Genomic DNA, 15,127 nt, shown 5'->3' with positions numbered 1-15,127 from the left:
AATTTTAAGCGCAATTATTATGAGTTATTTTAATAGCTTTGTGAAAAATTACTCCATGAATCAGCATATTGAAACAAATCCTTTGTTGGATAGACTTCCACCACATTTGCAACAATACATTAAACCACAGAATTATAACGATTATACCGCTATAAATCAAGCAGTTTGGCGTTATGTAATGCGAAAGAGTGTTTCATATTTAAGTACAGTTGCACATGATTCATATTTGGATGGTTTACAGAAAACGGGGATTTCTATCGATGAAATTCCAAGTATGTATGGTATGAATCGTATTTTGAAAGAAATCGGTTGGGCGGCAGTTGCTGTTGACGGATTTATTCCGCCTAATGCATTTATGGAGTTTCAAGCATATAAAGTATTGGTTATTGCAAGTGATATTCGTCAGTTGGAACATATTTCATATACACCAGCTCCTGATATTATACATGAAGCGGCTGGGCATGCTCCTATTATTGCAAATCCTGATTATGCTGAGTATTTACGTCGTTTTGGAGAAATTGGCGCCAAAGCAATTTTGTCTGCGCATGATAATGATATGTATGAAGCTGTTCGGAAACTTTCTATCGTGAAGGAAGCACCAGGAAGTACAGAAATTGAAATTGAAACCGCTGAAGCACGTGTAAACGAATTGCAAGCTAAGAAAGTAGAATTGTCCGAAATGGCAATGGTTCGAAATCTACATTGGTGGACAGTTGAATATGGTTTGATTGGTGATGTAAATGACCCAAAAATTTATGGCGCAGGGTTGCTTTCTTCTATTGGTGAAAGCAAATGGTGCATGACAATTGAAGTAAAAAAAATTCCGTATTCCGTTGATGCCGCTTATCAAGAGTTTGATATTACCAAACCACAACCACAATTGTATGTTACACCTGATTTTTCATATTTGATGCAGGTTTTGGAAGAATTTACAACCACCATGGCATTGCGAAAAGGTGGTTTTAGAGGTTTGCGAAAGTTGATTGAATCTAAAAAGATTGGAACAATTGAATTGAGTACAGGGCTGCAAGTTTCAGGAGTTTTCACAGAAATGATTACGAATGAAGATAATGAAGTTGTGTTTTTTAGAACAGAAGGACCAACAGCTTTGTCAAATCGTGAGAAGGAATTAATTGGGCATGGCGTGTTGACACATCCGCATGGTTTTAGTTCTCCTTTAGGAAAATTGAAAGGAATTAATTTGGCGATTGAAGATATGAGTCCACGAGATTTGAAAGCGTATAATTTTTACGATGGCGAACGCATTGCTTTTGAATATGAAAGTGGCATTAAAGTAGAAGGTTTAAATGTTACCGGAATTCGAAATATTAACGGAAAATTGATTTTAATTCAATTTACCGATTGCACTGTTACATATAAAGATGAAGTATTGTTTAAACCTGAATACGGAACGTTTGATTTAGCGTTGGGTAAAAAGATTGTTTCTGCATATGCTGGCGCGGCTGATTACCGATCGTTTGATACAACTCATTTTATTTCGAACACGCAAACTGTTAAAATTGCTATTTCTAAAGAAAATCAAGATTTGGAAGTTTTGTATGCGAAAGTTCGCGATTTTAGAACAGGAAAAGATACAGCTATTTCATTGAACGTCGTTTTTGAAAAGCTTACCAAGAATCATTCAAAAGATTGGTTATTGTTGATTGAATTGTACGAATTGACAAAAAATAGCGAAGATCTACACAAAAACATTCAAACTCGTTTACAACATTTACAAGAAGTGCGTCCTGAAATCGCAGAATTGATTGCGGATGGTATTGCATTGATTGGATAAGTGTGATAAAACTATGTTTCTATTTGTTTTGTTTTTGATATTGAATTGCTGAGATAATTCCTGAGAAGATCACGATTCCAAGTCCGCTATATATGATTTCTGTGCCATACGGCCAATGCTGGATCCTGAAGAAATATCCAATAATTAATGCAAACATTCCTAGATAATATAGAACTCTTGTAAATTTTATTTTCATACACTAAATATATAACAGTTTTTACACAAAAAAACGAACCGAAGTCAGTCATAGTCGGAATTTCTTTCGACCATGACTGAACCGAAGTTCGTTTTTACTAAATGTATTTTATGCTAACGATTAACAAAGAGCAACCGTATCCGGATCTACTTGATATGTGTTTGGAACACCACATCCTTGAACTTCTGTATGCCAACATTCATTCATCGTTTTATAACAAAGGTTTCCTCCCTGAAAAGGTTTTGTTTTGTAGCAAATTAATATAGTGTTCTGATAGTAATCATCGTTTGGATTTCCACCTACTACGCTATCTAATGCAGTAAGCTTAGAAATTGATTTCTTGTTTAATGCTAAATTTTTTAAATATTGTTTTTTCATATTAAATATATTTTTAGGATATATACTATAGGGTAAAATCAAGAGTTAATTACCCATTATTTTAAATAAGAAAAATGAACTAACATTCACTTTTAGAAATAGTTATACTAAGGAACACGACAGCTACCTGTTCCTCCTTGACAAGGTGACCTACAAGTCACATAGTCAACACCTACTTTTTGATCATAAATTGGATCATCATTCGGGTCTGTGACGCCTCCTATGAGCTGATAGATGACAGTCTTTTTTAATTCTAATTTTTCGAAATTTTGTTTTTTCATGATTCTGTTTTAAAGGTTAATCAATCGCAATTAACTCTAATAGAAACGATAAAAAAAGAGAGTGTAGTGACGCTTTATAAAATATCAGATAAAAATTATAAGTTTATTTCTATGATTTTTGTAGAAAAAATTTCGGGACACAAACCTGTAGTACACCTTAAAATAAGGTATAAAAAAAACGAACCTAAGCTCGTTTTAGCACATGTACGTAGGTGATTAACAAAAATATTCACTGTACGTTTCATTACATGTTGTCGGGAACAAAGAATCACGACAGATAATTCTTGAATCTTCCGTAGTGGTTCTATTTGCACCAATTACCCGAGCTGTTTTCAAGTTGGAAATCGACTTTTTTCGTAGTTGTAGACTTTTCACCTTTCTTCTTTTCATAACTTTATTTTTAATTAAACTATATCTCAATATACAAGACATAACTAAAAAATAGCTACGGTAACACCTTACTTTCAATACATTATATTAAATTTGTTTGTGTTTTTTAAAATATAATTTTAGGAAATCGCACTTGCAACTGCGTTATTTTAACCTGAAGTTTTGCTAAAAAATCTTGATGTTGTTGTGCGTTTGGATTGAATGGTTTGTGCGCCAATCCTTTTTGAATATTTTCAATTGTTTTCATGGTTGTTTCACTTTCGTGAGAAATCCAAGCATGTGAAAATTTTTCCCAGATGTACTGAATCGCTAATACATTTGGATGTATCATATCTTCTGTATAGAAACGATAATCGCGCAATTCGTCCATCATAATTTCATAGGAAGGAAAGTAATGAATTTGATGTCTGGCAGTTACAACTTGATGAATTCCTGCTAATAAGTGTGCTTTACTTCGTTGATTTTCTATAAAACCATCTTTTAAATGTCGCACAGGCGAAACGGTAAAAATTGTAGTGATTTTCGGGTTGATGCTCTTTAACAATGCAACACAGTTTTCAACACTTGCTGTGATGTCGTCTACCGAAAGTAATTCTTTTAAAAACTTCTTTTGTGGTATTTTATGACAATTGGCAACAATCGTATCCGTTTCAATATATCTGTACGTCCAAGCCGTTCCTAAAGTGATGATGATGTGAGATGCTTCATGTAGTGTTTTAAATGTTTCTTTTAGAGCCGTGTTTAAATTTGACAGCAAAACATCTTTATCAATAGTACTCAACGCGGAATGTGCTTCAAAACAATGCCAACGTTCGTTTGCGTAAAAAATATCGTCTTCTGTAAATTCATCTTGATTGATGGCTTTCAGAATTAAGTTTTCAATCGCTTTTGGATGAAATAGAATTCCAACTGGATTTTGAAACGTATTAAATTTGTAATAAGACAACTTTTTGCCCATATGTTCAGAAAAGCAAGAACCCAATAAACATACGTTTGCATCGTATGTTATTGGGTTATACGGTTCTTTTTTGAACGAAATGTTGGTTTGCAATATCATAGATTTATTGCTTTCCTTCTCTTGCTCTTTTAGCAGTGTAATAAGCTACAATAAGTCGATTTTTCATTCCTTGTGTAATTCCTGTCAATTCTTTTGTATTGTATTTTACACCTCTAGCACTTTCCATTTTTAAGATGGCATCACTTGTAGCTCTATTAAAAACACCTCTTTCGGTTACATCTGTTTTTTCTAATAACTCAAGATAGATCAGTTTATCTTGAAAGTCAGCAACTTCTCCAGGTGTTGGTACTTTAAGTGCTATCCATTGTGCTTTGTCTTTTCCAGGCATTGTGCATAATACAGAAACTTCTTTTGGTGTGTCTTCCTTTTCCGTTTCTTGTGCTAAAGCTGGTATGGAAAAAAGAAACACTAAAATGATAAAATAAACGTTTTTCATTTGTTTGTTTTTATTGAATTAATTTTGTTTGATAAAAACTCACCAATACTCCTTTTAGTTACTATCAACTATGGTATTATGGCTCATTTTAAAAAGCTATTTATAACTTGTTATATGTTATTTTACATATTCCTTTACGCGCTCAATTGCTTTCGGAATTCCGCCAGGGTTTTTACCACCAGCAGTTGCAAAAAATGGTTGTCCGCCACCGCCGCCGTGAATTAGTTTTCCTAGTTCTCGAACTACTTTTCCTGCATCATATCCGCGTTCTGCTACTAATTCTTTCGAAATGTAGCAAGTTAACATTACTTTGTTTTCATTCGCGGTAGCAAAGAATAAAAATAGGTTATTTACTTCACCTCCAAGTTCAAATGCTAAGTTTTTGATTCCGTTTTGATCTAAATCAATTTTGGTTGCTAAAAAGTTTACACCATTAATTTCTTCCAATTGACTTTTTAAATCTCCTTTTAGATTTTTCGCTTTGTCTTTTAATAAAATTTCTATTTGCTTGCGCAATTTAGCATTGTCATCTTTTAAATCGTTTACGGCTTTTACGGCATCTTTCGGATTGTTTAAAACGTCTTTGATTTCGTAATACGCTCTGTTATTTTCAAAATAGAATTCTTTTGTCGCATCAGATGTAATTGCTTCTATTCTTCTAATTCCTGCCGCAACAGCACCTTCCGATTTTATTTTGAAATGCCAAATGTCGCCTGTATTTTCAACGTGCGTTCCTCCACATAATTCAATAGATTTTCCAAAACGAATTGAACGAACCGTATCTCCGTATTTTTCACCAAATAACGCCATTGCGCCATCTGCCATTGCTGCAGCAACAGGTCTGTTTCGTTTTTCTTCTAGCGGAAGCTTTCCTTCTATTCTGGCATTTACAAAGTTTTCTATATCTCGTAATTCTTCAGTAGTTAGTTTTGAAAAATGCGAAAAATCGAAACGCAAATATTTTGAATGTACCGCCGAACCTTTTTGTTCTACATGCGTTCCTAATATTTCACGCAATGCTTGGTGTAATAAATGTGTTGCTGTATGATTTGCCGCCGTGCGTTCACGTTGCTTTTTGTCTACCACCGCGCGCAACGTTTCGTGTACATGTTTTGGTAAATTTTTAGCAATGTGAATGATTAAATTGTTTTCTTTTTTGGTATCTAAAATATAGACAACATCACCATTTGGAACTTCCAAATATCCTTTGTCGCCAACTTGTCCTCCACCTTCTGGATAAAATGGTGTAATATTAAATACTAGTTGATATTGAATACCTTCTTTTTTAGTTTCAATTTTTCGATAACGCGTTAATTTTACATCTGTTTCAAGCGTATCGTACCCAACAAATTCTTCGTCTTCATCTTCTAATAAAACGACCCAATCATCTGCTTGAATTGCCGTAGCTTCACGACCTTTTCCTTTTTGATCTTCAAGTAATTTTTCGAATTCTTTTTTGTTGTATGATAAATCGCGCTCACGCAGAATTAACTCTGTTAAATCTTCTGGAAAACCATAAGTATCTTTTAATTCGAATACTTTAGCGCCAGAAACTTCTTTGCCAGTAGCATCTTCAATAACACGATCGAGCAATACTAATCCTTGATCTAGCGTACGTAAGAATGAATTTTCTTCTTCTTTGATTACGTTTTGAATCAATTGTTTTTGCTCTTTCAATTCAGGAAATGCTTTCCCCATTTTTTCATTCAATACATCTACCAAACGGTAAATAAATGGTTCTTTTTTGTTTAAAAATGTAAATCCGTAACGAATGGCTCTACGCAAAATTCGACGAATTACATACCCAGCAGTATTGTTACTTGGCAACTGTCCGTCAGCAATAGAGAATGATACCGCACGCACATGATCTGCAATGACACGAATGGCAATATCTGCTTTTTCATCTTTTCCATATTTCGCATTCGTAATTGCTTCAATTTCACGAATAATTGGTGTAAAAACATCTGTATCATAGTTCGATTTTACATTTTGTAACACCATACACAAACGCTCAAATCCCATTCCTGTATCAACATGATTTGCAGACAATTTCTCTAAAGATTTATCTGCTTTTCTGTTGTATTGCATGAATACTAAGTTCCAAATTTCCACCACGTGTGGATGATCCATATTGACCAAATCGGCACCAGGAATTTTTGCTTTTTCTTCGTCCGAACGAATATCTACATGAATTTCAGAGCAAGGTCCACAAGGTCCTTGACTTCCCATTTCCCAGAAATTATCTTTTTTATTTCCCATCAAGATGCGATCTTCTGGAACAATTTCTTTCCATAAATCGTATGCTTCTTGATCTAGTTTTAAACCATCTTCATCACTTCCTTCAAAAACGGTAACGTATAAAATATCTTTGTCTATTCCGTACACTTCCGTTAATAATTCCCAAGCCCACGTAATGGCTTCTTTTTTAAAATAGTCGCCAAAACTCCAGTTTCCAAGCATTTCAAACATCGTATGATGATACGTGTCATACCCAACTTCTTCCAAGTCGTTATGTTTTCCACTTACACGCAAACATTTTTGCGTATCAGCAATACGATTGCTTTTTGGCGTTCCGTTTCCTAAGAAATATTCTTTAAAAGGTGCCATTCCAGAGTTGATAAACATCAAAGTTGGATCATTTTTCATAACCATTGGCGCAGAAGGCACAATTTGATGTGTTTTAGACTTATAAAAATCCAAAAACTTAGCTCTAATATCCTGAGATTTCATGTCTTTATATGTATTATTTTTTTACGATTATATGTTGCTTGCTATTCATCATTCCTTTAAACAATAGCATTTTTAACATGTTCGTTTCATGTGTTATACGCTTATAATTACTGTGTAAGATAATTCGTGAATCATTCTTAAATTTATCTTAACCTACTTTAAAAAACTGCAAAACTGTAAAACAATAGCTATATTTGTTCGTTTTACAAATTATTCAGAAAAATTATTTCATGAATAATCTGTGCAAAAATAGTATAATTTAAGGAATGAGTAAGGTAAAATATTATTACGATTCAGAAACACTCTCATATCGAAAGATTGAAAGCAAGCGTGGACGCAAAATTGGGTATGTCATTTTGTTTATAACATCGGTTGTTTTATGTTCGTTTTTACTCTTAACAATCATCTTTAATACAGCTTTGGAGACACCGAAAGAAAAGGTGTTGCAGCGCGAATTGGCAAATATGAAATTCCAATATGATTTGCTAAATAAAAAAGTTGCACACGCTGAAGCAGTACTTGCCAATATAGAAGAAAGAGATAATAATATTTACAGATTATATTTTGAAGCGAATCCAATTCCAGAAGAACAACGAAAAGCTGGTTTTGGTGGTGTGAATAGATATGAAGCCTTGTATAATTATGAAAATTCAGATTTAATTGTTGAAACTACTAAGCGTTTAGAGATTTTACAAAAACAATTGGTAGTGCAGTCTAAATCGTTAGATGAAATTGCAAAATTAGCAGAAGATAAAGAAGAATTTCTTTCCTCTATTCCAGCTATTCAACCTGTTAATAATGAAGATTTAACACGTATGGCTTCTGGTTACGGATTCCGAAATGATCCGTTTACAAAAGCAAGAAAGATGCATTGGGGAATGGATTTTACTGCGCCAAAAGGAACACCAATATACGCTTCTGGTGATGGTGTTGTGATACGTGCAGACAATTCGGCTTCTGGTTTTGGAAAGCATATTCGTATTGATCACGGGTATGGTTATGTATCATTGTATGCACATATGAGCAAATACAATGTGCGCAAAGGAAAAAAAGTAAAACGTGGTGATTTAATTGGTTTTGTGGGAAGCACAGGACGATCGCAAGCGCCGCATTTACATTATGAAATTCGCAAAAATGGTGATAAAATAAATCCAATTAACTTCTATTACGGAAACTTATCTGCAAAAGAATTTGAAGAATTATTATTAAACGCCGCTAAACAAAATCAATCGCTCGACTAATGCACATTGATTTACCAGAAAAATTATACTACAGTATTGGCGAAGTTGCCAAGGCTTTTGACGTAAACACTTCTTTGATTCGCTTTTGGGAAAAAGAATTTGATGTAATTCAACCTAAAAAGAATGCAAAAGGAAATCGAAAATTTACGCCGCAAGACATCAAAAACTTAGAACTTATCTACCACTTGGTAAAAGAACGCGGCTTCACACTTGAAGGTGCAAAAGTTCATTTAAAAGAGGAAAAGAAAAAAACACTTTCCAATTTTGATATTATTCGTAAATTACAACATATTAGAGCTGAACTTGTAAAAATCAAGGACAATCTGTAACGTTTGAACCAAATACAATACTATACTAATAAATAATCCCGAATAATTATGAGTAAAAAGACAATAATTATCATAGTCGTAATTGCTATCATTGGAATTTTAGCATACACAAAGTACAATGGAATGGTTGTGCTAAATGAAGATGCAAAAACGGCTTGGTCTAATGTAGAGAGTGAATACCAACGTAGAAGTGATTTGATTGGAAGTTTGGTGAAAACCGTAAAAGGTGCCGCAGATTTTGAGCGTACGACACTTGAAGCTGTTATTAAAGCCCGATCAGAAGCAACAAAAACACAAATTAATGTAGATGATTTAACGCCAGAAAATATGGCGAAATTTCAACAAGCACAATCAGGACTATCAGGCGCTTTATCACGCTTATTAGTAACCGTAGAACGGTATCCTGAGTTAAAAGCAAACGAAAATTTCTTAAAATTACAAGACGAACTCGCAAGTACTGAAAACTCAGTTCGTACCGCAAGAAATCGTTTTAATGATGCCGCAAATGATTTCAATAAAAACATAAAAACATTCCCAAACAATATGTTTGCAGGTATGTTCGGATTTAGTGAAATGGCACGCTTTAAAGCAAAACCAGGTTCTGAAGAAGCTCCAGACACAAGTTTTGATTTTCAATAAAATATACCTTATAACAACATATGTCTAAAGTTGAAGATTTCCTTTCTGTTCAAGAAGAGCAGGAAATCATAGCTGCCATCAGAAAAGCAGAGCGAAGTACTTCTGGCGAGATCAGAATACACATTGAAAAACACACAGATGCGGATCATTTTGATCGTGCTTTGGAAGTATTTCACTTGCTTAAGATGGACAATACACGATTGCAAAATGGTGTGCTCATCTATGTTGCTGTAGATGATAAATCGTTCGTTATTTATGGTGATAAAGGCATAAACAACGTTGTTCCTTCAAATTTTTGGGATGCAACTCGTGATATTATGCACAGCCACTTTTCGCAAGGAAATTTTAAACAAGGACTTATTGAAGGCGTATTACAGGCTGGACTTGAATTACAGAAGCATTTCCCTTGGGATGTTGATACAGATGAAGACGAACTATCAAACGAAATCTCTAAAGGCTAATGCACACTATTTCTAAGACATATTTGAAATCAATCTTTTTTATTTTAGGAATATTTTTCTTGAATATTGCACATGCACAATATAAAATTCCTGACAAACCCAATGATAAAGATCAAAAATTTGTATACGATTACCCAAAGTTACTTCCAAGTGCAAATAAAGCTTTTCTAGAATCTAAACTCACAAATTATGCTGATAGTACTTCCACGCAAGTTGTGATTGTTATTATTGAATCGCTCAAAGGTGAAAGTATTGGTATGTTAACTCCAAAATGGGGGCATAAATGGGGAATTGGACAGGAGAAAGAAGATAATGGTGTCATTATTCTTTTAGCAAAAGAGGAACGTAAAATATGGATTTCTCCAGGATATGGCGCCGAAAACGAATTAACCGCAGGAATTACTGGACAAATTGTTCGCAATAGAATTATTCCATACTTTAAACGTGGTGATTATCCTGGCGGATTAAACGCTGGAGTTGATGCTATTATTGAAGTGCTTAGTGGTGAGTTTAAAAACAATAAAAAACGCAATGGAAATAGCTCAGAAATTCCTGGTGCTGTTATTATTTTTCTGATTATCTTTTTTATCGTTCTGATCTCTATTTTAGCCAACAACAAACGAAATGGCGGCGGCGGAAACCATGGTGGTGGACGACGAAGTACGGGAAGTGATTTACTTGATATAATTATTTTGAGTAATATGGGTCGCGGTGGATTTGGTTCTGGTTCCAGCTCTGGAAGTAGCGGCGGCGGATTTGGCGGCGGTGGAAGCTTTGGAGGCGGCGGTTTCGGCGGCGGTGGATTTAGTGGTGGCGGTGCTGGAGGAAGTTGGTAGCTTCGACAGACTCAGCCAACCGTATTTGACTTCACTTCGATTTTAGATTTGCTTTGCTTTGCTTTGCTTTTAGATTGTTGGACGTTCCAAATTGAAATACTTGTGAAAAGATTTTCATCATTTCTCACTTCTCATATCTCAATACTGAATTCTAAAAACCTATCTTTTTAGAGTAAAATGCCCTGTGAAAGTTCTTCCATCTTCTAGTTTGACAGAAAACCAATAATCACTTGATGGCATTTTTGCACCTTTGTTTGTTCCGTTCCAAGCGTCTTCTGAGTTGATTAAGATTCTGAGTAGTTTCCCAAAGCGATCGTAAATGTAGACTTGTGTTTTTGATTGAAATGCGGCTGATATTCCTCTTATTTGCCATGTATCATTTACACCATCGTTATTTGGTGTGAAAAATCTTGGGTAACCAATGACAGCAATATCTTCATTGACAATTCCGCAATTATTTCTTACATCTTTTACGTATACCGTATGAAAACCTACACCAACATTTTCAAATATGTTTAATTCTTGATAGATTCCGTTCGGATTGTCTAACGCAAATTCATAATCGCCTTCTCCAGAAACTAATACCGTTACGATATTGTTATCCGAAATATCATCAACTTCAATAGCATTTATTGTTGCAATGTTTGAAGGTTGCACCGTAATTGTATTTGTTTTAGAACAACCGCCAATACGAGTAACTTCTACTGTATAATTTCCTAATAAATTGACTTGAATTTCAGGCGTAGTTTCTCCTGTAGACCAAAGAAAAGTATACTCATTAAAGTTGCTTGTTATACCACTTTGAAGTGTTATTAGTTGTGGTGTAAAATTTACACAATAGTATTCTGTTTCCGAAGTTGGAATATTTGGCAAGTTGATTACATTTAGCATAACTTCTCCAATTCCATAACATTCACCATTGCGTGATACACGTGCATATATTGTTTGTGAATACGCTTCTGTATTGGTAAAACTTGTTCCTAACGGATTCATTAGTAATAATGCATCTTGAAGCGTTTCATAATAGATAACTGTTGTTCCTGTAGGCAAACCGTCTAAAATTTGCACATCAGCTACAGTTAGATCAAATGGCGCCAATCCGACTTCTTCTTCAGAATCGCAAGCATTTAAATTTGCATTGTTTACAGCATTCGAACTTACTTCTAGTCTTACTACTGCTGTGTTTACACAACCCGAAATTAAATCTGTTACTGTAGCATATACCGTTTGCGGGTTTGATAGATTTGTGTACGCGTTTGTTGTTATTTCTTGCGTAAGTGCACTATCTTCATAATAGCGAACTTGACGATCTGCTAAAATTCCTCCTGCAACTTCTTGTGAATATTCAAATAGATTGAATACTGTTGTTCCGCTTGTAGAACCACATTGTACAATGGCTATATCATCCGTTTCTGGCAATCCGAAAATTGTTGCCGTTATTGGACTTCTTGCGCCACTTGTACATCCTGAAAATGCAGGTAATACCCAAAAAGTAGTAGTTTCTGAGACAGTAACCGTATAATTTGTTCCGTTGTGAATTGGCGTAGTTGCCGTTTCTGAATCAAACCATAAAACACTGTCTGCATTTGTATCAACACTTAAAATAATGGTGTCTTCATCACAACTTTCGCCTTCGGTTATGGTTGATTTTGGTGTTTCAATTTGTGTGCTTGCCGATAAGTTAATCATTGGTTCGCCAGGCATTCCTCCATATTCAATAATGTATCCTTGCGGATGATACGGATTGTTTGGATCTGTGGAACCTACATTTGGCAAATCGTTCCAAGAACCTAGTAATCCGATACTTGGATCAGTAATGTGCGCATAATGTTCTTCTCCGAAGTTGTTCGGTTCGCCAGAATTCCAAAAGGTATATGCACCATTTTGTGGAGTTCCGTTGACTTCTCCAATCCAAAATACAGTTCCAGCTTCTGGTCCTGTAACCCATTCCCATGTTCCTTCTTGATCTACGTCTGAAGCACCAATCCAACCTGTTCCAGAACTTTGCGAACCTGCTAATTCGGCTTCTTCTTCTGTTGTTAGTGTTGCTAAATATCCTTGCAATCCAAAATAGGTTTGTGTAGCCGCTAAATCGCGTGCTTGCGTCCATGAAATTCCTATGTTTTGTACATAGAAATAGTAATGTCCTGTAGATGGTAAGTAGTTAGCATCTCCGAGATTGATGGAAAAAAATTTATCTTCTGTGAATATTGTTTGCGTTGTTTCGAACACAACAGCTGCAATTGCGGCTTCATATTCTGCAAATGTTGCAGGCCCAACCAATGCCAATCGTCCTAAAGCTGGCGTCCAAAAAGCGGTGATGTTTGGATGCGTTCCTGTGAGCGACAATTGATCTTGCCCATCGACATATCCTTCTGAGATTTGAATGTATACAACAGGCAATGTTGTGTCCGTAGGATCAGGATCGGTAATGGATACACTTGTTGCAATATTCATTGGCATATCACCGCAATATTGTTGATTGCCTTGTGTTGTAATTGTTGGTGGTGTGTTTTGCGCATACGCGATTATGGAAGCTAATAGCATCAAACATGTGAGTCGTATTGATCGAGAAAAAGCGCGCATAATTAAACTGTGTACCTTTAAAAGTAAGTACTTTTTTTGGTGTACACTAACTCTCTAATTGATTTTAACAACTATAACGTTGTAGTTGTCAAAAATTTGTTTGCACGATCTTTTCTGGGTAGGTTTTTTGAATTTCTTCTTGCTCATTTTTTGATAATTCATTAAATGAACGTTGGTATTTTTTCATTGCAAGTTCATCTCGAAATGTATTGATAACCGTTCCTATTTGATTTTTTATGGCGGTGATAAATTGTTTTGAAATATTTTCTTCAACCTTTAAAGCGATTATTGTGTTTGACATATTTTTTTTCACATATGTTTTTACTTCTTGAAGTAATTCTCCAAACGAAACCATTTTGTCTTGTATGATAATTTCATCTTGTGCTTTGATATGAATTTTCAATGCATCTTTTAGTTCCGTTTCGCTTAGCATTATATTTTCATTTGGCTTTTTTAAATTTTTGCTTCCGTGAAGTTCTAAAAAGTTCAGAATTTGCAGTCTGTAGCATGTGCTTTCTAAATCTACAAGTGTTAATTCTTTTGCTATTTGAGTTGTAATATCTTGAACATTTCCGGCAGTTTCTATTTGTTTTAAAATTTCTTCAACACGATACATTTTCGAGCTTTTGTAAGCTTCATTTTTTTTCAAGTTTTCCGTACATGCTTTGAATTTTTTTATGTCAAAATTGCCTTCACCTAATTGTCCTAACATAAAACTTACAAATCCTAATTTGGCATATTTTATACGTGTGTATCTTCCACTATTGTTTAGAAAGTATTGATAGCTTTTGCCACTTATTCCTTTAAATATGTTAGCATCTGAAAGCACTTTTTCTGATTGCTGTATAAATCCGCGCAGTGCTTTTCCATTGTCAGTGAAATTGTCATCGTAACACTTCATGTATTCATCTTCAAAGTTAATGGTGTTTGACTGAGCAGTTGCAATAGAAATTGAGTTAAGAATAATAGGAATGATATATAATACGTGTCGTAATTTCATGTGCAATTTGTTTTTTTAAAGATACAAAGTTAATAGTTGATTTTGAAGTATTGGTTTTACTACAATTGCGTATTTATAAAATTTAGCAATTTATTCCCATAGTCTTTTCCGCCCTTTGTGTATACATCAAAATGTCCTGCATCTTTTACTAATACGAATTCTTTTTGTTGGGAAGCTGCATTTTCATAGCGTTGTTTTCCAAAGAAATAAAGAATTTTTTTCTCATTTAACAACTATGGTTTTTCTTTTTCACCTTTTGATGAATTTATATTTGAATTGAATTTATCTATGAGAGAAAATGTAAGATATTTGTAGAAATCATGATCAAAATCTTTTGCTTCAAAAACCGTCAATAATTTGGTTGCTAAAGCCGTTACTTTTGTATTATTGCTTCCAGAAGAAGATAGTTTTATAAATTGATTTAGTTTTGAACCTTCATAGTTTTTAGACTGCATTATTCCTTGCATACAGCCCATATATTCTTTTATCTTTTTGTTGTTGTTCATTCCTTCAATAACATGATTGCTGATTCCTAAATTTAAAGCTTCTCCATTAATTGCTTTTTCAATATTCTTGTAAAGAGCTATGTAACTTTTACCACTTGTATCTTTTAATAGCTTTGCTTCAATAAGTTTTTGCTCTGCTTTTTTAATAAGTTCTTTAAGTTTTACACCATCATCTTCAAATATTCCATACATGCAATTCATGTATGTAGTTTCTAATTTATAATTCTTGTTTTGTCCAAAACTTATACAAGAAACAAGTAAGATTAAGACATATATATATGATTTTAGTAATTTTTTCATTGCTA

The 15,127-nt window shown here is 34.3% G+C and carries 16 protein-coding genes; 6 read left to right on the top strand and 10 right to left on the bottom strand.

Annotation, left to right across the window (positions count from 1 at the left end):
- The first annotated feature begins 55 nt into the window (after positions 1 to 55).
- Positions 56 to 1,795: an aromatic amino acid hydroxylase gene (locus ACQ654_RS18425; protein WP_430411813.1), complete on the top strand. Its 1,740-nt coding sequence runs from the start codon at positions 56 to 58 to the stop codon at positions 1,793 to 1,795.
- Positions 1,796 to 1,814: 19 nt separating this feature from the next.
- Here the strand turns inward: ACQ654_RS18425 and ACQ654_RS18420 are convergent, their stop codons facing one another.
- The 6 genes from ACQ654_RS18420 to alaS all read right to left on the bottom strand — a co-directional run bounded on the left by ACQ654_RS18420 (position 1,815) and on the right by alaS (position 7,224).
- A complete protein-coding gene (locus ACQ654_RS18420) occupies positions 1,815 to 1,952 on the bottom strand; it encodes a GldL-related protein (RefSeq protein WP_430413037.1) in 138 nt (45 codons plus the stop codon).
- Positions 1,953 to 2,111: 159 nt separating this feature from the next.
- Entirely contained in the window at positions 2,112 to 2,369 is a 258-nt protein-coding gene (locus ACQ654_RS18415) for a hypothetical protein (RefSeq protein WP_430411812.1), read from the bottom strand.
- Between the two features lie 107 nt (positions 2,370 to 2,476).
- Positions 2,477 to 2,650 carry a hypothetical protein gene (locus ACQ654_RS18410; protein ID WP_430411811.1) on the bottom strand — a complete coding sequence of 58 codons (174 nt, stop codon included), beginning with the start codon at positions 2,648 to 2,650 and terminating at the stop codon, positions 2,477 to 2,479.
- Between the two features lie 496 nt (positions 2,651 to 3,146).
- The gene (locus ACQ654_RS18405; protein ID WP_430411810.1) at positions 3,147 to 4,097 is read right to left on the bottom strand and encodes a GSCFA domain-containing protein; all 951 of its coding nucleotides are present in this window, start codon (positions 4,095 to 4,097) and stop codon (positions 3,147 to 3,149) included.
- Positions 4,098 to 4,101: 4 nt separating this feature from the next.
- Positions 4,102 to 4,494, bottom strand: coding sequence for a hypothetical protein (locus ACQ654_RS18400; RefSeq protein ID WP_430411809.1), 393 nt, complete (start codon positions 4,492 to 4,494; stop codon positions 4,102 to 4,104).
- 117 nt (positions 4,495 to 4,611) lie between these two features.
- Positions 4,612 to 7,224 carry an alanine--tRNA ligase gene (gene alaS, locus ACQ654_RS18395; protein ID WP_430411808.1) on the bottom strand — a complete coding sequence of 871 codons (2,613 nt, stop codon included), beginning with the start codon at positions 7,222 to 7,224 and terminating at the stop codon, positions 4,612 to 4,614.
- Between the two features lie 266 nt (positions 7,225 to 7,490).
- On the opposite strand from alaS, the gene ACQ654_RS18390 reads away from it, so the two are divergent.
- The 5 genes from ACQ654_RS18390 to ACQ654_RS18370 are packed head-to-tail and all read left to right on the top strand — an operon-like array spanning position 7,491 to position 10,730.
- Complete coding sequence (locus tag ACQ654_RS18390) at positions 7,491 to 8,465, top strand: M23 family metallopeptidase (RefSeq protein ID WP_430411807.1); 975 nt, start codon at positions 7,491 to 7,493, stop codon at positions 8,463 to 8,465.
- Positions 8,465 to 8,794 (top strand): MerR family transcriptional regulator, encoded by a 330-nt coding sequence (locus ACQ654_RS18385; RefSeq protein ID WP_430411806.1) that lies wholly within the window; start codon positions 8,465 to 8,467, stop codon positions 8,792 to 8,794. The genes ACQ654_RS18390 and ACQ654_RS18385 overlap by 1 nt, the downstream gene beginning before the upstream one ends.
- A gap of 48 nt (positions 8,795 to 8,842) precedes the next feature.
- The gene (locus ACQ654_RS18380; RefSeq protein ID WP_430411805.1) at positions 8,843 to 9,433 is read left to right on the top strand and encodes a LemA family protein; all 591 of its coding nucleotides are present in this window, start codon (positions 8,843 to 8,845) and stop codon (positions 9,431 to 9,433) included.
- Between the two features lie 20 nt (positions 9,434 to 9,453).
- A complete protein-coding gene (locus tag ACQ654_RS18375; protein ID WP_430411804.1) occupies positions 9,454 to 9,894 on the top strand; it encodes a TPM domain-containing protein in 441 nt (146 codons plus the stop codon).
- A complete protein-coding gene (locus ACQ654_RS18370; RefSeq protein ID WP_430411803.1) occupies positions 9,894 to 10,730 on the top strand; it encodes a TPM domain-containing protein in 837 nt (278 codons plus the stop codon). The genes ACQ654_RS18375 and ACQ654_RS18370 overlap by 1 nt, the downstream gene beginning before the upstream one ends.
- Before the next feature lie 159 nt (positions 10,731 to 10,889).
- On the opposite strand, the gene ACQ654_RS18365 is transcribed toward ACQ654_RS18370, so the two are convergent.
- The 4 genes from ACQ654_RS18365 to ACQ654_RS18350 all read right to left on the bottom strand — a co-directional run bounded on the left by ACQ654_RS18365 (position 10,890) and on the right by ACQ654_RS18350 (position 15,122).
- Positions 10,890 to 13,316 carry a T9SS type B sorting domain-containing protein gene (locus ACQ654_RS18365; protein ID WP_430411802.1) on the bottom strand — a complete coding sequence of 809 codons (2,427 nt, stop codon included), beginning with the start codon at positions 13,314 to 13,316 and terminating at the stop codon, positions 10,890 to 10,892.
- A gap of 88 nt (positions 13,317 to 13,404) precedes the next feature.
- Entirely contained in the window at positions 13,405 to 14,316 is a 912-nt protein-coding gene (locus ACQ654_RS18360) for a hypothetical protein (RefSeq protein WP_430411801.1), read from the bottom strand.
- 59 nt (positions 14,317 to 14,375) lie between these two features.
- Complete coding sequence (locus ACQ654_RS18355) at positions 14,376 to 14,549, bottom strand: hypothetical protein (RefSeq protein ID WP_430411800.1); 174 nt, start codon at positions 14,547 to 14,549, stop codon at positions 14,376 to 14,378.
- Positions 14,550 to 15,122, bottom strand: a complete 573-nt coding sequence (locus ACQ654_RS18350; protein WP_430411799.1) for a hypothetical protein — start codon at positions 15,120 to 15,122, stop codon at positions 14,550 to 14,552. It lies immediately after the preceding gene.
- Positions 15,123 to 15,127: the final 5 nt, after the last annotated feature.

The sequence above is a fragment of the Kordia sp. genome (assembly GCF_965283645.1).
GTDB lineage: Bacteria > Bacteroidota > Bacteroidia > Flavobacteriales > Flavobacteriaceae > Kordia.
This window is presented reverse-complemented; position numbering and strand designations above follow the sequence as displayed.